Annotated in this window: 18 protein-coding genes; 7 read left to right on the top strand and 11 right to left on the bottom strand. The window is 61.4% G+C overall.

The features are described 5' to 3' along the window. Positions 1-43: 43 nt before the first annotated feature. The 5 genes from ACX3VQ_RS05880 to ACX3VQ_RS05860 form a co-directional block, all read right to left on the bottom strand. Positions 44-1,480: an ATP-binding protein gene (locus tag ACX3VQ_RS05880; RefSeq protein ID WP_462579983.1), complete on the bottom strand. Its 1,437-nt coding sequence runs from the start codon at positions 1,478-1,480 to the stop codon at positions 44-46. Continuing rightward, positions 1,480-2,220: a response regulator gene (locus tag ACX3VQ_RS05875; RefSeq protein ID WP_462579982.1), complete on the bottom strand. Its 741-nt coding sequence runs from the start codon at positions 2,218-2,220 to the stop codon at positions 1,480-1,482. The genes ACX3VQ_RS05880 and ACX3VQ_RS05875 overlap by 1 nt, the downstream gene beginning before the upstream one ends. Before the next feature lie 52 nt (positions 2,221-2,272). After that, on the bottom strand, positions 2,273-2,983 hold the full coding sequence (locus ACX3VQ_RS05870) for an EF-hand domain-containing protein (RefSeq protein WP_462579981.1): 711 nt from the start codon (positions 2,981-2,983) through the stop codon (positions 2,273-2,275). Between the two features lie 207 nt (positions 2,984-3,190). After that, positions 3,191-3,583, bottom strand: a complete 393-nt coding sequence (locus ACX3VQ_RS05865) for a VOC family protein (protein WP_462571030.1) — start codon at positions 3,581-3,583, stop codon at positions 3,191-3,193. 101 nt (positions 3,584-3,684) lie between these two features. After that, the gene (locus ACX3VQ_RS05860) at positions 3,685-5,502 is read right to left on the bottom strand and encodes an aminopeptidase P family protein (protein ID WP_462579980.1); all 1,818 of its coding nucleotides are present in this window, start codon (positions 5,500-5,502) and stop codon (positions 3,685-3,687) included. A gap of 128 nt (positions 5,503-5,630) precedes the next feature. Here ACX3VQ_RS05860 and ACX3VQ_RS05855 point away from each other — a divergent pair, with 128 nt between their 5' ends. After that, a complete protein-coding gene (locus ACX3VQ_RS05855) occupies positions 5,631-7,832 on the top strand; it encodes a S9 family peptidase (RefSeq protein ID WP_462579979.1) in 2,202 nt (733 codons plus the stop codon). Next, on the top strand, positions 7,829-8,236 hold the full coding sequence (locus ACX3VQ_RS05850) for an acyl-CoA thioesterase (protein WP_462579978.1): 408 nt from the start codon (positions 7,829-7,831) through the stop codon (positions 8,234-8,236). Before ACX3VQ_RS05855 ends, ACX3VQ_RS05850 begins: the two co-directional genes overlap by 4 nt. A gap of 1 nt (position 8,237) precedes the next feature. On the opposite strand, the gene ACX3VQ_RS05845 is transcribed toward ACX3VQ_RS05850, so the two are convergent. Then, positions 8,238-9,989 carry a GGDEF domain-containing protein gene (locus tag ACX3VQ_RS05845; protein ID WP_462579977.1) on the bottom strand — a complete coding sequence of 584 codons (1,752 nt, stop codon included), beginning with the start codon at positions 9,987-9,989 and terminating at the stop codon, positions 8,238-8,240. Between the two features lie 300 nt (positions 9,990-10,289). Between ACX3VQ_RS05845 and ACX3VQ_RS05840 the strand changes: the two genes are divergently transcribed. The 4 genes from ACX3VQ_RS05840 (at position 10,290) to ACX3VQ_RS05825 (ending at position 14,645) form a co-directional block, all read left to right on the top strand. Then, a complete protein-coding gene (locus ACX3VQ_RS05840) occupies positions 10,290-11,681 on the top strand; it encodes an OprO/OprP family phosphate-selective porin (RefSeq protein WP_462579975.1) in 1,392 nt (463 codons plus the stop codon). Between the two features lie 92 nt (positions 11,682-11,773). Then, positions 11,774-12,817, top strand: coding sequence for a substrate-binding domain-containing protein (locus ACX3VQ_RS05835; protein WP_462571036.1), 1,044 nt, complete (start codon positions 11,774-11,776; stop codon positions 12,815-12,817). A gap of 128 nt (positions 12,818-12,945) precedes the next feature. Further along, positions 12,946-14,085, top strand: a complete 1,140-nt coding sequence (locus tag ACX3VQ_RS05830) for a DUF2157 domain-containing protein (RefSeq protein WP_462579974.1) — start codon at positions 12,946-12,948, stop codon at positions 14,083-14,085. Then, complete coding sequence (locus tag ACX3VQ_RS05825) at positions 14,082-14,645, top strand: GDYXXLXY domain-containing protein (RefSeq protein ID WP_462579973.1); 564 nt, start codon at positions 14,082-14,084, stop codon at positions 14,643-14,645. Before ACX3VQ_RS05830 ends, ACX3VQ_RS05825 begins: the two co-directional genes overlap by 4 nt. Positions 14,646-14,779: 134 nt before the next feature. Here the strand turns inward: ACX3VQ_RS05825 and ACX3VQ_RS05820 are convergent, their stop codons facing one another. Both ACX3VQ_RS05820 and ACX3VQ_RS05815 read right to left on the bottom strand, forming a co-directional pair. Beyond that, positions 14,780-17,128 carry an FtsK/SpoIIIE family DNA translocase gene (locus ACX3VQ_RS05820; RefSeq protein WP_462579972.1) on the bottom strand — a complete coding sequence of 783 codons (2,349 nt, stop codon included), beginning with the start codon at positions 17,126-17,128 and terminating at the stop codon, positions 14,780-14,782. A gap of 191 nt (positions 17,129-17,319) precedes the next feature. Continuing rightward, entirely contained in the window at positions 17,320-17,853 is a 534-nt protein-coding gene (locus tag ACX3VQ_RS05815) for a thiamine phosphate synthase (protein ID WP_462579971.1), read from the bottom strand. A gap of 22 nt (positions 17,854-17,875) precedes the next feature. On the opposite strand from ACX3VQ_RS05815, the gene ACX3VQ_RS05810 reads away from it, so the two are divergent. Continuing rightward, positions 17,876-18,550 carry a YggS family pyridoxal phosphate-dependent enzyme gene (locus tag ACX3VQ_RS05810; RefSeq protein WP_462579970.1) on the top strand — a complete coding sequence of 225 codons (675 nt, stop codon included), beginning with the start codon at positions 17,876-17,878 and terminating at the stop codon, positions 18,548-18,550. 173 nt (positions 18,551-18,723) lie between these two features. On the opposite strand, the gene ACX3VQ_RS05805 is transcribed toward ACX3VQ_RS05810, so the two are convergent. The 3 genes from ACX3VQ_RS05805 to ACX3VQ_RS05795 form a co-directional block, all read right to left on the bottom strand. Next, positions 18,724-21,441, bottom strand: coding sequence for a TonB-dependent receptor (locus tag ACX3VQ_RS05805; RefSeq protein WP_462579969.1), 2,718 nt, complete (start codon positions 21,439-21,441; stop codon positions 18,724-18,726). Positions 21,442-21,583: 142 nt separating this feature from the next. Beyond that, positions 21,584-24,343: a [protein-PII] uridylyltransferase gene (locus ACX3VQ_RS05800; RefSeq protein WP_462579968.1), complete on the bottom strand. Its 2,760-nt coding sequence runs from the start codon at positions 24,341-24,343 to the stop codon at positions 21,584-21,586. Positions 24,344-24,486: 143 nt separating this feature from the next. Next, complete coding sequence (locus ACX3VQ_RS05795) at positions 24,487-26,184, bottom strand: class I adenylate-forming enzyme family protein (RefSeq protein ID WP_462571044.1); 1,698 nt, start codon at positions 26,182-26,184, stop codon at positions 24,487-24,489. Positions 26,185-26,397: the final 213 nt, after the last annotated feature.

The raw sequence follows: 26,397 nt of genomic DNA, 5'->3' as shown, positions 1-26,397 counted from the left end.
TCGTGAATGTGGAAATCTGCGGCGGTCGATGGTTGAGCGCCTGTCAGCCTGTTGGCAAGCGGATATCCGCGCGAAGGCCGCCTTCCGGGCGATTGGCGAGCTCCAGCTCGCCGCGATGCTGAAGGGCGATCGCGCGGGCGAGCGTCAGGCCCAGGCCCGCACCGCCAGTGCCGCGGTTGCGGCTTGCCTCGCCGCGCTGGAAAGGTTCGAGCATGACAGCAATCTGCTCCGCCGGGATGCCCGGGCCTTCGTCTACGATGCGGATCACTGCCCAGCCTTGCTGTTGCACCACTGAAACCCGGGCACGCTTGCCGTAGCGCAGCGCGTTGTCGACAAGGTTGCGGATTGCGCGGCGTAGCAATGTCGAGCGAAGCGGCAGTGCAATTCGAGGTAAGTCGCCCGCTTCGACCGGTTTTTCGAGATCTTCGTATTCCTCCACCACCGAAGCGACCAGCGCGCCGAGATCGGTTACCTCTACCGCTTCACCAGGCCGGCCGATCCGCGCCAGTTCAAGGATATCGTCCAGCGTGCGGGTGATATCCTCGATGCTTTCGGCCATGCGGGCACGCTGCGTTCCATCCGGAACGCTTTCGATCCGCACCCGCAGCGCGGCGAGCGGTGTCTTGAGATCGTGCCCGATCGCGCCCAGCATAACGTCCTTCTCGTCGAGCATGGCGGCGATGCGCGCTTCCATTGCGTTGTGCGCAGCGATCAGGCGGCGCATGTCCTGGGGGCCGCGTTCTTCCAGGCGGACCGCATTTTCCGGCCGAAGCGAGAAATCGCCAACTCGCGCGGTCAATTGGGCCAGAGGGCGGGTCATGCGCCGCAGAACCAGGAACAGGGGCACGAACAGCACCGCAAAGATGACCAGCGTCTGGAACAGGATTGTCCTTGCCGCGCCCTTCGGGCGGTCAGGCAGCGGATGGCGGACGATCGTCCATCCGTTCCCGTCGGCGCGCTCGATCCCCGCAACCAGCACCTTCTTGTTGCGCCAGTCGAGATCGCCCAACCGCCGCTTCAGGCGGGGGCTCGCGGCGATCAACGGGTCATCATTGCCCCGCCGCGCCACGATCTGGATGCTGCGCGGCGACATCCCCTGCTCGGCCAGTATCTCGCCAAGCGCGGATTCGAAGCGCGGCATCCGCACTTCGCCGGGTAGCATTGGCGGGGTGTCGCTTTGTTCGATGCCCGATCGTTCCAACCGCATCATCCGGCGCATCGGCCCGATGTGATCCTCCTCGTGCGGCATTACAGGCCGCTCGCGCGCTTCACGAACGGCTTCGCGCATGGCGCGGCGCTGGGCGGCGCGTTCCTCGGCGGTGAGGAGGTGCAAGGCGATCTGGTTGACTGCATTTGCGTCACGGCGCTGTTCGGCGGCGCGATAGAGCAATATGCCCGAGATCGCCTGGCCCACCAGCAGTCCGACCGCAAGCACCAGCATGACCTGGCCCTGCAGGCTCCGGGGAAGGAGGCGCGCCATTACCTTGCGTCCGGAGCCGGGCGTGTGACATCCGCCGCCAGGCGGTAACCTCCGCCGCGAACGGTGAGGATCAGCTGCGGATCGCGGCTGTCGGATTCGATCTTGCGGCGCAGGCGGCTGATCTGGTTGTCGACCGCGCGATCGAACAGATGCGCTTCACGGCCCTGAACCATATCGAGCAGGCGGTCGCGATCGAGCACTTCGCGCGGATGGTCGAGGAAAGCGCGTAGCATACGGAATTCGGCGGTCGATATCGGCACCAAAGTGCCCTCGGGATCAGTCAGGCGGCGCTTCAGGGGATCAAGCCGCCAACCTTCGAAACTGTAGTGCCGATCGCCGTTTGCCGGATCGCTGGTAGGTGGCTGCGCCGCGCGGCGAAGCACGGAGCGGATCCGTGCTACGAGTTCGCGCGGTTCGAATGGTTTCACGATGTAGTCGTCCGCGCCCATTTCCAGCCCCAGTATCCGATCCATTGCTTCACCGCGTGCGGTCAGCAGGATCACGGGAACGCGTTGAGTTTCGACCAGATGGCGGGTCAGCGAAAGTCCATCCTCGCCCGGCATCATGATATCGAGCAAAACAAGGTCAGGCCGCTGAACGCGCAATTCACTGCGTGCCAGCGCGGCGCTTTCCGCCTGACGCACGCTGAACCCCTGACCGGTTAGGTACTCGGCCAGGGGTTCGCGCAGGGTCGGTTCGTCATCGACCAGCAGTAACTGCGTGGGTGCGTCAAGCGTCATGCCAGATCACCTTGCCGCAGCTTTGCCTGTCGCTCAACCGGGGGCATACACCCTATTTGCCATCACGGCGCTGCTGCATGCGCTCCTTCATTGCGGTGTGAGCGGCAGCGCGCTCTTCGGCGGTAATCGTGCCAGAGCCATCGCTATCTGCCTGTTTGAAGCGCGCTTCGACGGCTGCATCGAATTCGGCGCGAGTCACGGATTTGTCACCATCGGTGTCAGCCTGGCGAAGCATCGCCATGCCGCCGCCGCGGCCATGGCCGAGCATCATCTTGCCGTCGTGATCGCCCTTGCCCCCGCGTTCGCCCCCGTGTTCGCCCATCCGGCCATGCCGCATGGACTGCCGCGCCTCGTGGGCCGCGCGCATTTCTGCTTCGGACAGAGTGCCATTGCCATCGGCATCTGCGCGGGCGAACATCGCGGCGTGCCGATCGGCGCCGCGTTCCTGCATCCTCTCTTTGCGCGCTTCGCGTGCTGTCTGCATTTCTTCCTGCGAGACTTCACCGTCAGAATTGGCATCGGGTTCGGCGAAGCGCTCGGCATGATGTGCCGCGCGGTCTTCGGCATTGATCACGCCGTCGCCGTTGGCATCCATTCTGGCGAACATGGCGGCGGAGTGCGCCTTGGTTTCAGCCAGCGTCACAATGCCGTCGCCATTGGCATCTGCTCCATCATGCTTGCCGCCGTGATGCGCGGCATAGGCGATGGACGCAGCGCCGAGTGCCAGGGCGGCTGCGGATAGGGTGAGTGTCAGTTTGTGCATGATTCAATTCTCCTGCAATCTTTTCGGGGGAGCCGCGAAGGTTGGCCCGGCCATCAGGGGGACAGGCCGAAATTCGTTCGCCAGATCCTTCGCAGCTCGTCCTGTTGTTCTAACCCCGCCACGTCGCAGGATTATGCCGGTTTTGCAGGAAATTGTCGCGCAATGTATCGCGCTATGCGCGGCATTCATCCGCGCGCAACGTAGAAGTCACGCATCCGCCATGCAGAATGCGTTGAGCTTGTTACCGTCAGGATCGCGGAAATAGCCGGCGTAGAACACCTTGCCGTTCTGGTCGGGCTCGCCGCGCGGCCCGGGTGCGCCCTCGTCACTGCCGCCATGCGCCATCGCGATATCGTAGAGCCGGTGGACTTGCGCCTTGTCGGCCGCCCCGATCGCCACCATCGTACCATTGCCCACTGTGGCCTCTTTGCCGTCAAACGGCTTGGTCGCGGCGATTCCAGCGCCGCCATCCCACGTTCCCCATGCAATGAAGGTGTCAAAATCCATCATTCGCCCGACGCCCATCTCCTCGGCTATCGCGTCATAGAATTTTGCCGCGCGCGCCAGGTCATTCGTGCCAAGTGTCACATATCCGATCATGCTTGCTCTCCTGATGGAGTCGCCCCAATTGCGACTCGTGCAAGTGGAACATTAAGTGAACAAAGCTGATCCCGCAAGCGCAATTGCATGGTAATGTCGGCTCACAGCGGGGCGCAGTGGCGCTCAAGCCATGCCAGATCGTCACCCTCCATCTGAGGGGCGAGAATGCCATGAACCTTGGCGTGATACTCGTTCCACCAGGCGATTTCGTCAGGCGTTAGCAGAGCCTTTTGCACCAGAGTGCGGTCGATCGGTACGAAGGTAAGCGTTTCAAAGCCGAGGTAATCCCCCTCCGCCCCGTCGAGCTTGCGCTGCACGGTCAGCACAAGGTTCTCGATCCTGATGCCGAAATGGCCCTGCTTGTAATAGCCGGGCTCGTTCGAAAGGATCATCCCGGCAAACAGTTCCTGGTCAGCGCCTGCCTGTCCGCCGCCCAGCTTGGCAATACGCTGCGGACCCTCATGGACCGAGAGGAAGCTGCCCACACCGTGCCCGGTGCCATGTGCATAGTCGACGCCTGCCTGCCACAGATACTGGCGGGCAAAGGCATCCAGCTGACCGCCCACGGTACCTTGCGGGAATACCGCCCGGTCAAGCGCGATATGGCCCTTGAGCACGCGGGTGAAGCGATCCTTCATCTCTGCGGTCGGTTCGCCCAATCCATCTGGCGTCCCGATCCATACGGTGCGGGTGATGTCGGTTGTGCCGGCGGGATATTGCCCGCCCGAATCGACCAGATAGATCGAGCCCGGCGGGATCGGGATATTGCTGTTTTCGTCCACTTTGTAATGCGGCAGCGCGGCATGACCGGCAGCCGCCGAAATGGTGTCAAACGAGAGATCCTTGAGGTTGCCAAGCTCTTCGCGCAGCTGCTTGAGCTTGGCTGCGGCGCCCAGTTCATCGATCTCGCCCGAGGGGGCGTTTTCCTCAAGCCAGCGCAGGAAACGCGCAACCGCCACGCCGTCGCGGGCCTGCGCATCGCGGTGCCCCTGCTGCTCGACCGGGTTCTTGATCGCGCGTGGCAGGATCGTGGGGTCGCGCTCAAAGCTGACCTTTGCTTCGCCAGCCTCCAGCAGTTGGGCAATCGCCGCCACGCCATACTCGGGATCTACCGCCACGCGCTTGCCCGCCATTGATCCAAGCGCATCGGCAAATGCGCCGCGATCACGCAGAGTCACGGCATTGCCGAGATGCTGGACGAGCGCGGGCGTGAGTTTTTCAGGCGCAATGAACAGTTCCGCCGTGCCGTCGGCATGTGCGATGACATAGCTCAGCGCCACCGGTGTGTGCGAAATGTCAGCGCCGCGGATATTGAGCAGCCAGGCAACCGAATCGAGCGCCGATATGACCACCGCATCGTGCCCTTCGGCCTTGAGCCAATCGGCAATTTCGGCCCGTTTTTCGGATGATGAGCGTCCGGCGTGCCGGTCATCCTGGATCAGTGCGGCGGCGCCTGACGGTTCGGGCTGGTCTTGCCATACCGCGTCGATCGGATTGCTTTCAAGCGCGACCAGTTCGACGTTGTTCCTGGCCGCGGCCAGGCGCACCGCGTCCACCCATTTGCGGCTGTGGAGCCAGGGATCATAGCCGATCCGCGCGCCATTCGCGGCGTGCTGGGCGATCCATCCGCCGATCGTGTCCTTGGGTACGGAGCGGTATTCGAACAGTTTTTCATCTACCTGATCGCGCACCTGCACCGTGTAACGCCCGTCGACGAAGATCGCGGCCGAATCCTGCAATACAACAGCGCTGCCGGCGCTGCCGCCAAAGCCGGTCAGCCAATTGAGCCGCTGGGCATAGTCGCCGACATATTCGCTCATGTGTTCGTCGGATATGGGCACTATGAAGCCGTCCAGCTCGCGGCGCTTCAATTCTTTGCGCAAGGCGTTCAGGCGGGCTTCGTGGGTTTGCATGAGCATTTGGCTGATCCTGATTTGTGGCGCTTAGTGCTTGCGGCACACACGCCATCCTCTAAATATACCCGTCATAGTCTTCCGGTGCGCATGTTTCCAGCCGCACCGGGTCGCAAGGAAGGATGCCCGTTCTCATGACGTTTTCTCGCATCGCATCGAGCGCGATCGCAGCCTGCATGGCCATTGTGCCGCTTGCTGCAGCCAGCGCCGCCACAGACAAGGATAATGCACCAGTGACAGCCAAGGCTCCGGCCGCTCCGCCCATTGCCGAGAAGCGCGAGCACAATTACACTCATCACGGCATCACGATCAGCGACCCGTATCACTGGCTGAAAGATCAATCCTATCCCACGGTCGATGACGAGGACGTGCTCGATTACGTCAAGGCCGAGAATGCCTGGTTCGAAACGCGCATGGCGCCGCAACAGGCGCTGACGGACACATTGTTCGAAGAGATGAAGGCGCGGATCAAGGAAGACGACAGCACCGTGCCGCAAAAGGATGGCGACTGGGTCTACTGGTCCGAATTCGAGGAAGGCGCGCAATATCGCAAGCACTATCGCCGTCCAGTCACAAGCGCTGTGGATGGTGCAAGCGAACTGATGCTCGATGAGAACCAGTTGGCGGAAGGGCATGAATATTTTCGCCTCGGAGCAGCCTCGGTCAGCAAGAACGGGCGCTTTCTCGCCTATTCGACCGACACCAATGGTTCGGAACGTTACACCGCGCGGATCAAGGATCTCGAAACCGGCGAATTGCTGCCCGATGAGCTGACCAATTTGCGCGGGGGCCTGACCTGGGTCGCAAATGATACCGCGCTGGTTTACGGCCCGTCGACCGAGGAATGGCGCACGCTTGAGGCAAAGCTGCACGTGATCGGCACACCGGTTGATGCAGACGTCACGCTCTACAAGGAAGATGACGAGAGCTTCGGCGTGGGCACCGGCCTGTCGGCGCAGGAAGACTGGCTGATCATCGCCACCGGCGACAATGAGACGAGCGAAGTGCGGCTGGTGCCAGCCGCCAATCCCACTGCCGAGCCGATTCTGGTCAAACCCCGCAGCAAGGGCGTCGAATACGCGGTCGATGTGCGCGACGGTGTTCTCTATGTCCACACCAATGACGATCACATCAATTTCCGCCTCGCCAAGGCCTCGCTCGACAAGCCGGGCGAATGGCAAACGGCGATCGCCGGGTCCGACGAGTTCTACCTGACCGGATTCGAGCTGTTCAAGGGCTTCTATGTCACCGAAGGGCGCCTGAATGGCCTCGATCAGATCCAGATCCGTTCCTATGCAGATCCATCGAAACTGACGCCGATTGCTTTCCCCGAAGCCAGCTACAGCACCGGCCTGTCGAACAACCCGGAATATGACGTGAGGAAGCTGCGGCTGTCCTACCAGAGTATGGTCACGCCAGCTTCGGTCTATGATTACGATATCGGATCGGGACAGCTTGAACTGCTTAAACAGCAGGAAATTCCCAGCGGCTATGATCCCTCGCTTTACACTACCGCGCGTTTCGAAATCGAAGCGCGCGATGGCACCATGGTTCCGGTCAGTGTGGTAATGCGCAAGGATCGCGCGCCGGATAAGGATGGGGGCGCCGGCCCGCTGCACCTTTATGCTTATGGCGCTTATGGCTATGCCGTGCCGCCGGGCTTTTCGACCAGCCGCCTAAGCCTGATCGACCGCGGTTTCGCCTATGCCATCGCGCATATCCGTGGCGGCGATGATCTCGGCCGTCGCTGGTACCTGCAGGGCAAGATGCTCGAGCGGCGCAACACCTTCAATGACTTTGTCGACGTGGCGAAAGGCCTGGTCGAGAAAGGCTACACCGAAAAGGGCAAGATCACGGCCAGCGGTGGCTCGGCTGGCGGCGAGCTGATGGGGGCGGTGATCAACCAGGCGCCCCAACTGTTCGGGGCGGTGGTGGCGCATGTGCCCTTCGTCGATGTGGTCAATACGATGCTTGATGAAAGCCTGCCGCTAACGCCGGGCGAATGGCAGGAATGGGGCAACCCCATTACCGACAAGGAAGCCTTCGCCTATATGCTCAGCTATTCGCCTTACGATCAGGTGGTGGCGAAGGACTATCCGCCGCTGCTGGTGACCGCCGGGCTCAACGATCCGCGCGTGACCTATTGGGAACCGGCCAAATGGGTCGCCAAGCTGCGTGATGTGAAGACCGACAGCAACGAGCTGCTGCTCAAGACCAATATGGGCGCAGGGCATGGCGGCAAGTCAGGCCGCTGGAATTCGCTTTACGAAGTGGCAGAGGAATACGCCTTCATCCTGTGGCAGATGGGGCTGGCCGGGAAAGCGGACAAGGATTGACCGCGCGCTTCACCCGCACCTTCACCGCTGAGCCCCAGCACATCGACGAGCTGGGGCATGTCAACAATGCGGTGTGGGTCAGCTGGGTGCAGGATATTGCCACCGCGCATTGGGACGCAGTGGCGCGCCCTCAGGATCGCGCCGCCTTCTTCTGGGTCGTGGTGCGGCACGAGATCGACTATCGCGGCAATATCGCGGAAGGCGAAAGCGTGACCGGCGAAACCTGGATTGACGGGGCGGCGCAGGGGGCGACCTCGATCCGGCGGGTCGATTTCTACGGCGCAGCGGGCAAGGTGATCATTTCAGCGCGGACAAACTGGGCAATGCTCGATCGGGAAACACAGCGCCTGGTGCGCGTGCGACCTGAAGTGATCGCGCCGTTCATAGGGCCGAACACGGACTGAATCAGGCCGCCGTTGCCTTTCTCTGCTGCGCCCTGCGGCGATCGCCTGTCCGGCGTTCGAACCCGCGCAACTTCTCGCACGCGATCCGGTTTCGCCCGCGCGATTTCGCGTCATAGAGCAGCCGGTCGGCATGGTTGTATAGCAACGAGAATTCAGCCTTGGGTAAGGCGCGGCGGGGCGCAACGATCATGCCCACACTGGCAGTCACGAGTCCTTCAAGCTGGGGCACGGCATGGGCCACTCTGATGGGGATCTGCTTGCGCAATTGCTCCAGCCGTAGCTCGGCATCGTCTCCACGCATTAGCAGCAGAAACTCCTCGCCTCCCATGCGGATCGCGATACTCGCTTTGTCATCGTTAAGGACTTCGGCAACGATCTGCAGCACCCTGTCACCCGTGCTGTGGCCGGCGGTATCATTGACCCGCTTGAAATGGTCGAGATCGATCAGCGCGAAGGTATCATAACCGGCAGCATGCAGATCGGCGAACCGCGCATCGATGGCGCGCCGGTTGAGCAGGCCGGTGAGCGGATCGCGCTCGGTCAGTTCGCCCAACGCGTCTGCCCGCGACAGGGCAATGTCCCGCTCGCGTTTGATCACAAAGAAACGCTCAGCCACTGCCAGGGAGATGACGATCACCTCGAACCCGATGGCAATGAAAAGCAGCAGTTCGAGCGAGGGCGACCCGACATGGCTGCCCAACCCGCGCATCAGCCTTTCGATTGATGCGACCATGATCGGCAACCAGGCCAGCGTGACGAAACGCGCACCCCTGCTGCCACGCAAGAGCGCTTCGGCGAGCGCGATTGCGATAAAGACGAGCGTGGCTGTGATGCTGTAGAAATACCCCTGATCGTCGAATGCCTGGGTTGAGTGGAGCTGCAAGGCGAAAAACCCGGGCACCAGCAGCGTCCATATTACGAACGCCTTGCTCAAAAAGTGCATAAGCGGCGATTGCGCGCTCTTTTCCAGATAGGTGAGGAGAAATAGGATCGAGCAGCACACGCCCAAAATCCAGGCAAAGATTCCAGCAACCGAAATCACCGCCACTGGCAGTTGCACAAAGGCAGAAATCAGCCCGCCTGCAAACAGCACGTAGTTGATCATGGCAACGACCATGGCCGCGTGCACCAGCACAAATTTCTCGCGCAGGACGATGTAGAAATTGACGTCGAAGAATAACGGCAGGATCAGCATCCCGCACAAGATTGCCAGGATTATGACATCTCGCTGCGACCAATGGCTCTGCCCGGCAGTTGCGGTGAGCCGCGCTTTGGTCAGCAGCGGAAGGCTATGCGGCAGTTCGATCCGCACCAGGATATGTCGAGTATCGGGCCTGATTTCGGGCAGGGCGAGTTCGAACACCGGCCCATTGGCCAGCGCTCGACCATCTGCTTCGTTCCAGTGCTTTTCGCGAATTGTCCCGTCAGTATCTATCGCCGCGATGGCAATGCTTTTATGGCGCGATATCCGTGTGAAAAAGTTCTGCGGCAGTTGGTCTGCCCGCCACCCGGTTGCATCGAAGCGCAGCCATGAAACAGGCTGGTTTGCCTGCCAGTTGCTGTTGCTGCAATTCCACCCCGCATCACGAGCAGCCATGTCCGCAAAATTGCGCGCGAGATCTGAATTGGCATGACAGGCAGGCTTGATGGCCGCGCCTTCCGTTTGGGCGTTGCCCGGCGCAATGAGCAGCAGGGCTGCAAGTGCAGCCAGGGCAGCCAGCAGCGCCGCTGCGATGTAAATCACCCTTCCCATCAACCGGCCTATGGCAGGAAGCGATTGATGGACGGTTAAATCTACCGAAGACTTTCCTAGGTATTAACCCTAAGTATTAACCACTATTCTCAATCAAAGCCAGCTCGGCGCGGCCCACAAGATAGCGGCCTTTTTCTTCCGTCAAGGACTCAGCACAGCTGTGCATGCAGGCATATTTTCATGCTTATATTCAGCATATTATATGGATCTTTCGGCTCCGCCGCTGTGGACGGAAAATGTCATCAAACTGTCGCATCAGCGCCGTAATCACGCCATCAAACCTCAACCAAACGGAAACCAATGAGTAACATTGTGAAGCACACGGCCCCCCTTCTCGCGCTTGGCCTTGGCCTTGGCCTTTCTACACCCGCGCTGGCGCAGCCGGATGACCCGCAACTGCGCGCCGAACTGGCTGAAATGCGCGCGGCCATGGCCGCGATGGCGCAGCGCATCGACACGCTCGAGGCCGAGCTTGCCCAGGCAGAGGCCAAGTCTGACGCGGCCAGCGCTGAAGCGAGCGCTGCGAATGAAGCCGCGGCAACCGCCGTTGCAAAGGCAGAGAAAGCCGATGATGGAGTCAGGATCGCCTTCAAGGGCGCACCAGAGATCAAGGGCGAGGGCGGCTGGAGCTTCAAGCCGCGCGGTCGCCTTCAGTATGATGCAGGCTTTACCTCGGTACCTTCCACGACCGGCCGCAGCGATGGCTTCGGCAGCGAAGCACGCCGCGCGCGGCTGGGCGTTTCGGGCGATATGCCGGGCGGCCTTGGCTACAAGTTCGAAGTCGACTTCGCCGGAAATTCTGTCGCTGTGACCGACGCTCTCATTTCCTATGACGCTGGCGGAGCCGAGATCAGCGTCGGCCAGTTCAACAATTTCCAGTCGCTGGAAGAACTGACCAGCTCGCTGCACACCAGTTTCATCGAACGCGCCGCCTTCACAGATGCCTTTGGCTTTGAGCGCCGTGTCGGTGCGGCGGCTGAATTTGGCGGCAAGGACGTGCTGGTCCAGGGCGGCCTGTTCACCGACAATATGGAAGACCTCTCCAACAAGAAATGGGGCGCAGACGGCCGCGTGGTGTTCATGCCCCGGCTTGGCAATGCGCAGCTCCATTTCGGCGGTTCGCTGCATTACACCGATCTCGAGGCGGGCGAGACGGTCCGCTATCGCCAGCGTCCACTGGTCCACTTCACCTCGGAACGTTTTATAAATACCGGCAACCTCGGTGGAGGCAGTGAATTCGGCCTCGGGCTCGAAGGTGCGGTTATCTCTGGCCCGTTCCACGCGGCGGCAGAAGGCTTCTGGCAGAACGTCAACATGCCCACCGGGATGGCCGATCCGACCTTCTTCGGTGGCTATGCCGAAGTCGGCTACTTCCTGACCAAGGGCGATACGCGCGGTTACAAGGGCGGCAAGTTTGACCGTACCAAGCCCGCCAATCCTGTTGGCGAAGGCGGCATGGGATCAGTGCAGCTCAATTTGCGTTATGATCGCCTTGACCTCAGCGATGCCGGCATCCTTGGCGGTACGCAGGACGGCTTTTTCCTCTCGCTGGTGTGGAAGCCGACCGATTACACCATGCTGCTCGCCAATTATGGCAGGCTCGATTATTCGCGCGCAGTCCATCCGGCGGCGGGCGGTGACACCGCTTATGGTGTCGATGTTGTGGGTGTGCGTGCGCAGGTCGATTTCTGACCGGCACCACCTCAAATTATTGTCACACTCTTGTCACGGTTGACGCCTAGTCGGGCGTCTAATCCAACCGGGAGCAAATCAAGGATAATTCCATGCGTCACTTCAAGACCACCTGCCTGATCGCCCTTTCAACCCTTGCGCTTGCTGCCTGCGGTGAAAGCGGCAATTCGGGCACACGCGATTCAATCCGTGCCGTCGGCTCTTCGACCGTATTCCCCTTCGCCAAGGCGGTGGCGGAGAGCTTCCAGAACACCAATCCGAATTTGAAGTCGCCGCTGATCGAATCGACCGGCACCGGCGGCGGCATGAAACTGTTCTGTTCGGGCATTGGCGCCAGCACGCCTGATGTGACCAATGCATCGCGCCGGATGAAACTTTCCGAATTCGAGACTTGCCAGAAGAACGGCGTAACCGAAATCATCGAAATGCAGATCGGGCTCGACGGGCTGGTGTTTGCCTCGAAAGCGGGCGGGCTCACCATGAACCTGTCACCCAAGATCGTTTATGAAGCGCTCGCGGCCAATCCCTACGGCGAGCCGCAGGCTGCCAAGACATGGGCGGATGTAGATCCTTCGCTGCCGAATGAACCGATCCTTGTTTACGGCCCGCCGTCCACTTCGGGCACACGCGATTCGCTCAAGGAACTGATTCTCGAAAAGGGATGCCAAAGCGATCCCGCGATGAAGACGCTCAAGGAAACCGACGAAGACAAGTATGATCAGGTCTGCACCGAGGTCCGCTCCGATGGCAGTTATGTCGATCAGGGCGAGCAGGACAATCTGATTGTCCAGAAGCTGACCGGCAACTCCAAGGCTGTCGGGGTGTTTGGCTACTCCTTCCTTGAAGAGAACCTGGGCAAGGTGCAGGGATTGCCGATGAACGGCGTTGCGCCAACCTACGAAAATGTCGTGAGCGGGGCCTATCCGGGCGCCCGTGAAATGTTCATCTACACCAAGAAGGCGCATCTTGGAGTAATTCCCGGGCTGAATGAATTCCTGGTGGAATGGACCCAGTCATGGGGGCAGGGCGGTCGGCTGGCGAAGATCGGATTGATCATTTCGCCCGAGGACAAACTCACCAAGTATGAAAAGGTTGCGAAAGAAGCCATCGTTATGACGGCTGACGAGCTGAAGTAAGTTTCTCACTCGCTACTTCATCGAGAAGCGCCGCTCCGTCACGCAGACGGGGCGGCGTTTCGCGTTTTGGCGAGAGTTTTCCGCAGCATCGCTTGCCACGCCACCACAATAGGTTAGTTTGCGCCGCGATGGGTGTGCGCAAGCTCAACGGCTGGATCGAAGCGGGCCTGATCGACGCGGCCACGGCGGAGCGTATCCGTGCGCACGAGGCCCAGCATGCGCGCCCGCTGGCGCTGTGGGCGGCGTTCGGAATCGGCGCACTGGCGATCGGGCTGGGCGTGATCTCGGTCATCGCCGCCAATTGGGAAGACGTGCCGGGGCAGGTGCGCCTCGCAATCCACCTGGCGCTGATCGGAGCGCTTGCGGGTTTCATCCTGCTGCGCGGCGAGCGGATCGGGCGCGACCAGCCCTGGGCGGCGGAGGTGACGCTGTTCCTGCTTGGCGTGCTGGGCCTGGCCTTTTTCGGGCATCTGGGACAGGTCTATCAGACCGGTTCACCTTTGTGGCAACCGCTCGCCGTCTGGCTGGTGCTGTTTGCACCGCTCATGCTCTCGCGCGGGCAAAGCTGGCTGCTGGCCGTGCTGGTCATGGGCGTGCTCGTCTATGCATGCTGGGATTATGCCTTCGCATACGATCGATATTTCGGCGCGGATCAGCAGCTTCCCGACAGTTGGCTGGCGCTGGTCACCGCGGTGCCGGTGCTGGCCGCCCCGCTGGGCGCATGGATGCGGGGACGCAGCCCGCGGGAAGTGTTCTGGAAGCGGATCGAGCAGCTTGCCTTTGTCTATGCAGTAGGCGGCGCATCGCTGGTCGCGATTGCGGCAGGGATCGAGAAATTCGACGAAAACGTGATGGCGCTCGATGCGCAAACGGTGCGTACGGTTCTGGCGCTGGCGGCGGCGGCTCTCGTCTATCTGGTGCGGCGCAATCCTTCGGACGAGGCGAGCGCGGCGGTCATTGCCGGAACGGGCATCGTGTGCCTGATCGCCTATCCCCTGTCGGGCGAGGAGTTGGCGGGTGGATTGCTGCTGATGGCGCTGTGGTTCGGCATCGCGGCAGCGGCGCTGCACGCGGGGTGGCGCGGGGTGTTCCAGGCCTCGGTGGCGGTGGTGGCGCTGCGGCTGATCGTCCTGAGCTTCGAACTGGCGAGCGACCTGCTCACCAGCGGCTTCGGCCTGATCCTCGCCGGGCTGCTGATCCTGGGCATTGCCTGGGCCGCGCTGCGGATTTCCAGGCATTATGCGCCCGCCTCGGGAGAGGCGAAATGACGGGCAAGCCATGGCACATCGCAGCGCTTGCCTTGCCGGTTGCCGGCCTCGCGGCCCTGTGGGGCTGGAGCGATTACAAGAGCCGTCAGGGCACCGATTGGGACGTGCCGGTTGCGGGGTACGATCCGCGCGACCTGCTGCGCGGGCACTATGTCGAATTCGCCTACGAATGGCCGGGCGAAACGCGCGATGACAATTTCTATCTGACACAGTTCTGCATCGAGGGCGAAGCGCCCGTGATCGACCGGATCGTGCCTGTAGACGATCTTGCCGTCTGCGCCCATCCGGCGCGCATCAGCACCGGTTCGATCTATGGAGACACAGGGCTGCGGAACGGCCGACTGTACATCGCGCAGACGCGCTCAGGCGAACTGCAGGAAAAGCTGGCCGATCGCGACCTGCGCGGCATTGTCCGCATCCGCCAGCGCGATGACGGGCTGATCACGCCGCGGGAGATCAGCTTCCGCCCGTTGACGGACGAGGAGCGCGCGGCCCGCGATCCGCAGCGCGTAGACGATGCGCTGCCTCCGCCGCCGGTGGTAGTCACGCCTGAGAATTAGAGTGGGCTGCGGTGACGGGCTGCGGTGACAGTGCATTTAATTGACGGCAGAGCGCGTCCCGCGCCAAACGCGGTCGTACGGATCGATCGTGACGACGCTGGCGGTATGGCCGTTGAGGCGTGCTGCGCGGCGGATCAGAGAGGATTGCCGTCCTGGTCGCGGAAGATCTCGCGCCTTCCGACATGGTTTGCGGGTCCGACCAGCCCCTCGCTTTCCATCCGCTCGATCCACTTGGCTGCGGTGTTGTAGCCCACGCCCATCTGGCGTTGCAGCCATGAGCCCGAAGCCTTCTGGTTCTCGATCACGATCTGGCACGCCTGGCGGTATTTGCGCTCTTCGGGATTGTCGCTGGCGGTGAATTCATCCTCGTAGGAGAAGCCGCCGTCTTCGGGCTCTTCAGTGACCGCATCGACATATTCGGGCTTGCCCTGAGCGCGCCAGAAATCGGCCACGCGCTCCACCTCGTCATCGCCGACAAAGGGCCCATGCACGCGGATCAGTGCACCGGTATTGGGTTTGTAGAGCATGTCGCCCTTGCCCAGCAGCTGTTCTGCCCCCTGTTCGCCCAGAATGGTGCGGCTGTCGATCCGGCTGGTGACCTTGAAGCTGATGCGGGTGGGCAAATTGGCCTTGATCACGCCGGTAATGACATCGACCGAGGGGCGCTGCGTCGCCATGATCAGATGGATGCCGGCGGCGCGCGATTTTTGCGAAAGCCGCTGGATCAGCACTTCGATTTCCTTGCCCACTGTCACCATCAGATCGGCCAGCTCATCGACGATCAGCACGATCTGCGGCAGCGGTTCGTAATCGAGCTGTTCTTCCTCGAACAGTTCCTCGCCGGTCTCAGGGTCGAATCCGGTTTGAACCCGGCGGCCAAGCGGCTTGCCCTTGGCGGCCGCCGCAGTGATCTTCTCGTTGAAGGAATTGATGTTGCGCGAATTGACCGAGCTCATCATGCGATAGCGCCGCTCCATCTCCTCGACCGCCCATTTCAGCGCGCGCACCGATTTGTGAGGTTCGGTAACCACTGGAGAGAGCAGGTGCGGGATGTCATCATAGGTCTTGAGCTCGAGCACCTTGGGATCGATCAGGATCAGCCGGCATTCGGCCGGGGTAAAGCGATAGAGCAGCGACAGCAGGATCGCGTTGAGGCCTACCGACTTGCCCGATCCGGTGGTACCCGCGACCAGCAAATGCGGCATGGCGGCAAGATCCGCCACGATCGGTTCGCCCGCTATATCCTTGCCCAGGATAATCGGCAGATTGCCTTTGGCCTCGGCAAAGGCGGCGCAAGCGGCCAGTTCCTTGAAGCTGACCATCTGCCTTGCGGTATTGGGCAGTTCGATCCCCATTACCGTCCTGCCCGGGATCGGTGACACGCGGGCAGAGATCGCACTCATGTTGCGGGCGATGTCTTCTGCCAGGCCAATCACCCGGCTGGCCTTGATGCCGGGGGCAGGCTCAAGCTCGTACATGGTCACCACCGGGCCGGTGCGCACCGCAGTGATTTCGCCCTTCACATTGAAATCGTCGAGCACATTCTCAAGCAGGCGGGCGTTGCGTTCCAGTGCCATCTTGTCGAGCTTCACACCCTTGTCCTCGGGCGGGTCGGCCAGCAGGTCGAGGCTGGGCAAATCGAAGCTGGCGAACATGTCACGCTGTATGGTCTCGGCCAGAACCGCCTTTTTGGGCGGCGCGGAAGGATCGCTGATTTCCGGTGCGCGCCGCGGGGCGGGCTCTGGCCTCGGATCGGTTACGGGTTTGGTGCGGCGCGCTTTGCCGCGCGCCAGCGCAATTTGCCCGGAATCATCGCTGATTTCACGGGTAGCGTGGTGGGGCCTCAACCGGTGCATGAAATCGGGCAGCGTCAGCAGGCTGCGCCAATCGATCGCGAAGACGCGGGTAGTGAGTGCAATGCCAATCGCCAGGCTTGCCAGTGCCAGGCCCAGTGTAACCCAGCCCGATGCCCCTTCGCCGAAGCGCGCAGCCACCGCTTCAATCGCTGCGGCACCCAGCAGGCCCGACATGCCGCCCATTTGCGCGGGAAGCGTGCTGCCCGGTCCTTCGAATGTCAGGCCCAGCACGCTTGAAAGCAGGATCATGGCCAGCACCAGCATTGCCAAGGGCAGCCACCAGCGGGTGGAATCGGGCTCATCCTCATGCTCGACATCGCGCCACAATTTGCGCGCGCCGATATAGAGAAGCGGCAATAGCAACACCGACGTTATGCCGAAAGTTGACAGCACCTTATCGGCCACCCATGCCCCGCTCGCGCCCATCCAGTTGCGGATGTCCTCTCCTGAGGCGGCGGTTGAGCCAGAGGGATCGGTTTGGGTATAGCTCGCCAGGGCGAGGGCGAGGAACAGCATCAACGCGAATAACCCGCCGGCACCGGCCATCTGCGCAGCGCGGCGCATCGAGCGGCGAAACGCCGCGCGCCAATCTGTCGCGCCCTTCTTGCTCATCGCGCGGGTGGCCATGGCTTTTTCCTCCTGCTGGAACACACCATGAATCTTCGCGGAGTCGCGGTCAAGCGGAGTGCGTTGAATGACAGGAATTGGAAATGGCTGGATAGCAGCCACAAGGCCGACCGGCCGTCCGCAGCGACGTGACCGTTGGGTCACATGAGCGAGGATATCGCGCGCCCGGATGAGCGGCGCGGAACAATTGTTCAGATGAGCCCGTCAATCGCCGCCCAACGCGGCCAATCGAGTTCCTTTGCACGTTCTGCATTCATACCGCCCAAGGCGATAACCGGCATCTCCGCCTGCAAAGCGAGTGCCTTGAAATGTGATATTCCGAGACAAGCGCCACCTTTATGGGAACGGGTGGGAAAAACCGGCGAAAGAAACACGCCATCGACCATTGCGCGATTCGCGAGCAAAATCTCCCCTGCGTCATGCGCTGTGGCGAAGCGAAGCAAACCCGGTCTGTTGCCCAGCTTGCCAGGCGGACCATAGACTCCGTCTGCGCCCCATTCGACAGCCAAATCGGCGTGGCCTGACAATATGGCAAGATGATCGCTCGCACAGGCAATTGAAGCGAGTTGGCGAAACCTCTTGCGGCGCGCCTGATCATTCAGGTGATAGTGGCGAAAGACGAAGCCCGATCCACGCGGCAGTTGGCGCAGTGCCTCCTCCAGCGCTGCGTCATTGCGCGCGTCCGATATCAGCCAAAGCGCAGGAAGGGCCTGTATCTTCGCCATGGGAACGCTATAGCGCAGCGCGATGGAAATGGCAGACAATCCGCTTAACCAGGTGCACGCCAATATCGCCCGCGCCTGCAAGGCCGCGCGCCGCGATCCTGCGGACATCACCCTGATCGCGGTCAGCAAGACGCAACCGGCCGAACGGATCGTGCCGCTGCTCGAACAGGGGCAGCGGGTATTCGGCGAAAACCGGGTGCAGGAAGCGCAGGGCAAATGGCCCGCGCTGCGCGAAGCTTATCCCGATGTAGAGCTGCATCTCATTGGCCAGCTGCAATCGAACAAGGCGGATGAAGCTGTTGCGCTGTTCGACTATATCCACGCGCTTGACCGGGCCAGCCTCGTCAAAGCGTTGGCCAGGGCGATGGACAAGGCTGGCAAACGCGTTCCGTGCTTTATCCAGGTCAATGTCGGCGAGGAAGAGCAGAAGGGCGGCTGCGCCATTGCCGATCTGCCTGCATTGATCGAACAGGTGCGGGCGGCGCATATCCTGGTCGCCGGGCTGATGTGCATCCCGCCCTTCGATATCGAACCCGCACCCTTCTTTGCGCTGCTCGCAAAACTCGCGGCGGACAATGGACTGGACAGAGATTCGGGCGGCCTCAGCATGGGGATGAGCAGCGATTATCCAACCGCAGTGATGCTGGGTGCGACGCATGTGCGCGTGGGCACTGCGCTGTTTGGAAAACGTTTTTAGTTCGCTTCAAGCGCCAGCGGCTGCATCCGCAGCCTTGGCTTTCCTCGCTTTCGGTCGGCATGCCGACCTTCGCTGCGGGCGGGCGGTCGCCCTTGCGGCCCTGCGGGCCGTATGCTTCTGCAAAAAACGGGCGACCCGAAGGCCGCCCGCTTGTTGGTGTCTTGGCCGATGCTTCAGAACTGGCCGCGCAAGGTCACCCCATAGGTGCGCGGCTCTGCCAGGAAGGCCGAGTAGGTCTGCTGCGGAGCAACGAAGGGCGTGTTGAACGCAACCTGCGTATAATCCTTGTTGAGCAGGTTGTTGGCCCAGAATTCGACTGCCCAGGCGCGGTCGGGGCCGACTACCCCGACACGGCCGTTGACGATGACATATCCGTCCTGCTCCTTGCCGAACAGCAGGTCGGAACCGGTATTGAAATCATCGGTCATGCGGGCGTTGACGAAGAACAGGCCGGTAAGGCCGGAATCACCGATCGGCGGGCTCCAGTTGAGCGAAGCCGTGGCCACCAGTTCCGGTGCGTTCGACAAATTGTCACCCGGAAGCAGGCGCAACGCCGGATCAAGCGGCGTGCCGGTGTCATTACCGATCAGATTCTTGCCATAGCTCGTATCCGCGTAGGTGATGCCAAAGCTCGCCGATAGATCCGGGATCGGTGAAACAGTGGCTTCCAGCTCGAAGCCCTGGGCCACCACGCCAAACTTCACGTCGTCAGTGTCGCAGGCGCCCGTGGCGGCGCTGGCATCGCGGTCAGCTCCACCAAGATCGGCGCTGCAGCCATTGATGTTCTGCACCAGGAATACCGAGCCATTGAAGGTATTCAGCTGGAAATTGCTGAACTGCTGGCGGAATGCTGCAATGCTGGCCGAAAAGGCACGGGTTGAATATTTAGCGCCGATTTCAAAGGCATTGACCGTTTCCTCGTCGAACTGAAGATTGGCGGTGTTGAGATTGTTGGCATCAAGGAACAGCGGATTGGCCAGTGCCGAACGATCGAGGTTAAAACCGCCCGCCTTGTAGCCGCGCGAATAGCTGGCATAGAGCAGCAGATCGGGATCCACCTTGTACGAAAGCACCGCTGTGCCGGTGAATTCATTCTCACTCCGCTTGTCGTCGATCGAGACACCGTCAAGCTCGGCGTTCGAATTGCCCTGGCAGGACAGTGCGATCAACCCGCCTGCCAACCCGGCAAGAGGGCCGCCCAGCAACCCGCTCAGCAACGCCCGGTTCTGCGGACAGAACACGTTGTCATTGGCGAAGGTGGCATCCAGCTTCTTCGATTCATCGGTGTAACGCAGGCCGAGCGTGAGATCGAGCTGGTCAGTGATGTGGAAGATGTTGTGCGTGAACACCGCGATGCTTTCGCTCTTCTGGTTGAACACGTCACCCGTGCCGCCAACGTCGCGGACGTTCGATAGATTGGTGATGCCCTGAACGATCAGCGGTGTTGCCGCACCAAATGCGCCCGCGCCGCCATTGGCATTTGTCAGGGCAGCGATATTCGCGCCGAAGCAATCGGTCGCGCCGGGATTGGCCAGCGCCGGATTGATAGCCAGTGCGATGCGGCACGCGGCGAAGGTGCCATATTGCGTGCCGAAACGCAGATTATCGCGCGTTTGCAGCTTCTCATTGGTGTAGAAGCCGCCGACCAGCCAGTCGAGCCGACCGCCGAAGGCGCTGCCGTTGAATCGCAGTTCCTGCGTGAAGGTTTCAAAATCGCGCGCGCCGGCGTTGCGGCCTGGAGCCCGGTACAGGATGTCGACCCCGGTGTAATCGGTGTCGGAAGCCTGGGTATTGAAATATTCGCGATAGGCGGTGATCGATGTCATCGTAACATCGCCAAAGCTCCAGTTGAGCTCGCCCGAAATGCCGTAATCTTCGGTTACCCCGTCATAGCTGCGCCCTGCTGTGGGATAGATAGTGCGCTCGAACGTGCTCTGTGTGAGCGCCCGCGGATCCTGCCCCAGCGCCAGCAGGATCGGGACGATCGGGTTCGATGTGCTGGTCAGCGCCGGACCGCCCACGGGCCGGGTGAAAGAGTCCAGGCCGGGGCTCATCCTGGCCAGCGGAGCGAAGTCGGGCTGCACGAACGTTGCGGCGCAGCAGGCTTCTTCCTTGCGCGAATAATCGCCGATCAGGTGGAAGCTTATATCGCCAGTCGGTTCGAACAGCGCTTGTGCGCGGATCAGATAGCGGTCGCGATCGTTGACCGTCGTATTGTTGACCGCATCCTCGATAAAGCCGTCACGTTCGAAATAGACACCATCGATCCTGGCCGCGATCTTGTCGCTGAGCGGTGCGTTGACGCCAGCCTCGACCCGAATGGCGTCGAAATTGCCATAGGTAAAGGCGCCATGGCCGCTGAAGACGAATTCGGGAGGTGCGGTGTTGACACTGATCACGCCTGCGCTGGAGTTGCGCCCGCCCAGCGTACCTTGCGGACCGCGGCGAATTTCGATCGACTCGATCGGCCCAAGCTCGCTGAGCGCATTGCCCGAACGCGAACGATAGACGTTGTCGACAAACACCACGACCGAGCTTTCGAGGCCCGGGTTGTCACCCACGGTGCCGATCCCGCGAACGCGGGCAGAGCCATTGGCTTCGTTGCCGGTTGAGGAAACGAGCAGCGAAGGAGCGATCTGTGTCAGATCGCGGATATCGTTGACCCCCGACTTCTCGAGCACTTCACCCGATACCGCCGATACTGCGATCGGAACATCTGCCAGAGACTGTGCGCGGCCTTGTGCCGTAACGATGATCTCGCTTGCGTAAGGGATATCGCCAGCTTCATCCTGTGCCGTTCCGGCGTTGTCCTGCGCCATAGCCGCCGGGGCGAGCGCCATTCCAGCGCCCAGCATTGCCAGCGCAGAAAGCGAACTGAATTTATGGATCATTTCCGTCTCCTCTCAAAAACTTGCCGGTATGATAAGTTAACGGTAGCCCGATGCAACCGGCATGCCGCACCCACAGGATGCAATTCACAGGCCGGTATCGTTTTTGCCACACCTGCCTGGCCACATCTGCCCGCACCCCCGTTCAGGCTTGTTCGAGCTGCCTTTGGCGCGTGTCGCTTGCGGCATAGAGCAGGCGTTGCTCGATTTCGGCGAGCCGGTCTGCCGCGGTAATCTTGTCGCCGGTCAGATCGGTCACGTAGAAGGTATCAGCCGCGCGCTCGCCGTATGAGGTGATATGCGCGGACTGGACCACAAGATTGCTTTCAAACAGAGCGCGTGCAAGCCGATTGAGCAATGCCGGGCGGTCCCGCGCATTGACTTCGATGACCGTGAAACGGTTCGAGGCATTGTTGTCATAGGTAACGCGCGGCGCAACATCGAAGGCTCCCGCGCGGCTGCGCGGCAGCGGACGCGCCGCCAGCTTTGGCACCAGCTCGATCCGGTTGGCGAGCGCGTCACCGATCGATTTGCGCAGCCGTTCCAATTGCCCTTCTTCACAGAACGGCATGCCAAGCGGGTCCTGCACCAGGAAATTGTCGACCGCCCAGCCCGACCGCGCGGTATGAATACGCGCGTCGATGATGTTCGCGCCGGCCAGCGCGATGCCCCCGGCAATACGATAGAACAGGCCGGGGTGGTCAGCGGCAATCACACTGACCAAAGTGGCCCCGCGTTCCGGGTCGAATTCGCACTCGATCGAAAGGTGTTCCTCGACCAGTCGCGCCGCATCATATTGCACCAGATTGCGCGCGATCATGGCTTCGGGTTCGGCGATCCAATAGGAATCGTCGAGCAGCGCGCCGACTTCCTCGACCAGATTCGCCTTGTCGCCCAGTAATTCGCGCACAGCCTCGCGCTTTGCCGCCACGCGCTGGCGGCGCCCCTCGCGCATATGGCCCAGCCGCAGGCGTTCTTGTGCGGCATCGTATAGCTCGCCCAGCAATTGCCGCTTCCAGCTGTTCCACGTGCCCGGCCCCACCGCGCGGATATCGACCGCTGTAAGCATCACGAGATTGCGCAGGCGCTCCAGGCTTTGCACTTCGCCCACGAAGTCCTCAATCGTCTTGGGATCGGTCAGATCGCGCTTGAAGGCGGTCGCGCTCATCAGCAGGTGTTGCCGCACCAGCCAGGCGATGAGATCGGTTTCGTTTTCGCTCAGGCCTAAACGTGGGCACAATTCACGCGCGACCTCCGCCCCCAGTACCGAATGATCGCCGCCGCGCCCCTTGGCGATATCGTGCAGCAGCACCGCGACATAAAGCGCACGGCGTGAATTGATGCGGTGGATCAGCCGCGCTGAGCGCGGATGGTCGGCATTGAGTTCACCCTTCTCGATCCGGCTCAATAGCCCGATGGCGCGGATCGTATGCTCATCGACGGTGTAGTGATGATACATGTCGAACTGCATCTGCGCATTGACCCGGCCGAAATCGGGTATGAAGCGGCCAAATACCCCAGCTTCGTTCATCCAGCGCAGCACCGTTTCGGGATCGTTGCGGCCCGCCAGCAACTCAAGGAACAGCGCATTGGCCTGCGGGTCTTCGCGCACATCGGATCTGATCAGCGCGCTGTCGCGATCAGCCAGGCGCATGGTTTCAGGGTGGATCTCCAGACTGTTGGCTTCAGCCAGCTGGAAGATTTCGATCAGCCGCACCGGATCCTGGCGAAACCAGTCATCCGATGGTGCCGCGATCTTGCCGCCAAATACGCGGTAGCCCTTCAGCAGGCGCGATTTCTGCGCCCAGCCGGCAAAGAAGCCCTTGCGCGCCCGCTTGCCTGCAAATTCATTGTCGAGATGAGAGAGGAACACGCCGGTCAGGCTGCCCACCCGCTTGGCCTGGAGGAAATAGAACTGCATGAAGCGTTCGACCGCGCTTTTGCCGGGGCGGTCGGCGAAATTCATTCGCGCGGCAACTTCGCGTTGCAAGTCGAAAGTCAGCCGGTCATCCGGGCGCCCGGTGATGATGTGCATGTGGCACCGCACCGCCAGCAGGAAGCCCTCGGCGCGGCGGAAGCTGCGGTATTCGGGCCGGGTCAGCAGGCCGACATCGACCAGCTCGGCGGCGCTGCGCACCCGGTGAATATATTTGCCGATCCAGTACAGCGTCTGCAGATCGCGCAGGCCGCCTTTGCCTTCCTTGATATTGGGCTCGACCACATAGCGGCTGTCCCCCATCCGTTTATGGCGGGCATTGCGCTCTGCCAGCTTTTCGCTGAGGAATTGCCGCTCGCTGCCCTTGACAACATCGGCCCAGAAACGGGCACTGGCTTCCTCGTCGAGCTTGCGGTCGCCCCAGATGAACCGGCTTTCGAGCAGCGCAGTGCGGATGGTCAGATCCTCGCGCGCCATGCGGATAGTGTCATCTACAGTGCGGCTCGAGTGCCCCACTTTCAGGCCCAGGTCCCACAGGTAATAGAGCATTGCCTCAATCACCTGCTCGCACCACGGCGCACGCTTTGTCGGTGTGATAAAGGCGATATCGACGTCTGAATGAGGCGCCATTTCAGCCCGGCCGTATCCTCCCACCGCCAGGATCGCGAGCCGTTCAGCACGGCTACGATTGGCCACCGGGTAGACGTGCTCGGTTACGTGATCGTGCACCACGCGCACGATCTGATCGATCAGGAACGATTGCGCGCCGGTGCATTCGTGCCCGGCGGATGGTCTTTCCTCAAGACGACGGGCTATCTCGGCGCGACCTGTGTCGAGCGCGTCGCGCAGCAGCTTGACGATCTGCGGGCGCGCCTTTTCACCCTTGTCGGAGGCGAGCGCGTCGATCGCTTCGGCAAGCGCACGGCGATCGATAATCGCCCGCTGGTTTGTGACCTTGGGGGAACTCAAGCCGGTTCTCTGCCTCGCTGCTAGAGCCTGATCGTGTGAGATTGAAGCGCTTCGGTTTCGATCTCACACGTGCATCAGGCTCTTATCAATATGATGAGACCTTGATTCACGTTTCAGTTGATTCCGCCTGAAACGATCAAGGCCTACGCCGCCGCCTGTTCGGCGGTAAACATGTTGCGCACGGTGCGTTTGTCGATCTTCTGGGTGCCGAGCCGCGGCAGCGCTTTTTCCGAAACCCAGATGTGATCTGCCAGCGGCACCTTGAACGGGGCGATATGCGCGAGCAGGAATTCGCGCAGTTCGGGCCCGCTCAGGCTGTGCCCCGGTTTGAGATAGAACACCGCCGCTGGCACTTCGCCCATTCGCTCGTCGGGAATGCCGAACACCGAACATTCGGCGATCGCATCATGCGCATAGATCGCTTCTTCCACCTCGATGCAGGTGATGTTTTCGCCGCCGCGGATGATGATGTCCTTCTTGCGGTCGACAATATAGACATAGCCGTCTTCATCGACCCGCCCGAGATCGCCGGTGCGGAAATACCCGTCGGCGGTAAAGGCCGCTGCGGTTGCTTCCTCATTATTCCAATAGCCGATGAAATTGCACACGGAACGGATCGAGATTTCGCCGATCTGGCCCTGCGCCAGGGGCTTGCCGGCATCGTCGAGTATCGCCAGATCTACCAGCGGGCGGCTTGGCTTCCCGGTCGAGGAAGGCTTGGCGAGATAGTTTTCGTTGAAATTGGCGCAGCCAACGCCGTTGGTCTCTGTCAGGCCATAGCCCAGCAGCGGGAAACCGTCGGGGAAGGCTTCCCTGATCTTGCCGACATGATCAACCGGGCGCGGTGCGCCGCCAGCGGCAAAGCCGGTGCAAGAGCTGATGTCATATTTGTGCCGGTCAGGATGGGTTGCGATTTCATAGCTCATCAGCGGCACGCCGGCGAAATAGCTGACCTTCTCCTTGTCCATCAGCCGCAGCGCCTCGCCCGCGTCCCAGCGCGGCATCAGCACCAGCTTGCGGCCGAGCGCGAAGCTTTGCAGGAACACAGGAACCTCTCCGGTAACGTGGAACAGCGGCACCGCCACCAGCGCGCAGGCCTGAGTGGATGGCGCGTTGCCGATACTATCGAAATAGGTGAACGCCATCAGCGACTGCATGGCATAGCTGAGCGCACCGCTGACCACGCCGAGGTGATCGGACCATGCCCCTTTGGATTTGCCGGTCGAACCCGAAGTGTAGAGGATGGTGGCGTAGTCCAGAGGCCCCATTTCGGGGAAACTGGCAGTGGCGGGATCAGCCCACAATTCGCCAAGCCCGCGCGAAGGTTGCTCGTCATGGTCGAACAGGACGATCCGGGCGCCATGATTGTGCCCGTCGAGCCGCTGGGCGCGCTGCGCATCGGCCAGCAGCAGGCGGCAGCCGACCAGCTCGATCTGGTCCGCCAGCTCTTCGCCACTGGAAAATCCATTGAGCAGCGTGGCGCAACCGCCGGCGGCCAATATGCCCATATAGGCGATGATCCAGTTGGCCGAATTGCGTGCCGCAATGCCCACGCGGTCGCCGCGTGCGACACCGTGATTGGCAATCAGCCCGGCGGCAACGTGCTGCGCCGCATCCCAGGCCTGGGCAAAGCTGATCCGGATGTCGCCGTCGATAAGAAATGGCAGGTCGCCATGCTGGTTGCAGTAATGGGCAAAGTAATGGACCAGGCTGGGCGGGGCGTTCTTTAGCGAGGGCATGTCCACGCCGCCGCGACTGACCGGCACGGTCTCAGCGGGGGCTCCGGCGGCGGTCAGTTTGTCCATGATAGCATCGAGGGCTGTATCAAGATCGGTGGGCATGCGAATCTCTCTCCTTGTCATCCCGGTTGTTCGACATCTTCACAGCGCACGCCAAGCCAATACGCCAGTGTGCGTTTGCCGTTATGCCGTTGATGCCGCGTCCTGCAGCCTGTCAGCGGAGTTTCTCTCCGCGAACGGGCTTTCCCCCAATCCCCGGCTGTGCCAAAAGCCGCTCCGAACGGTGTGCCGGACCGGCATACCCCTATATAGAGG

This window comes from Altererythrobacter chaiwopuensis (assembly GCF_054957735.1).
The sequence above is the reverse complement of the archived record's forward strand: the minus strand, read 5'-3'. Positions and strand labels throughout refer to the sequence as shown.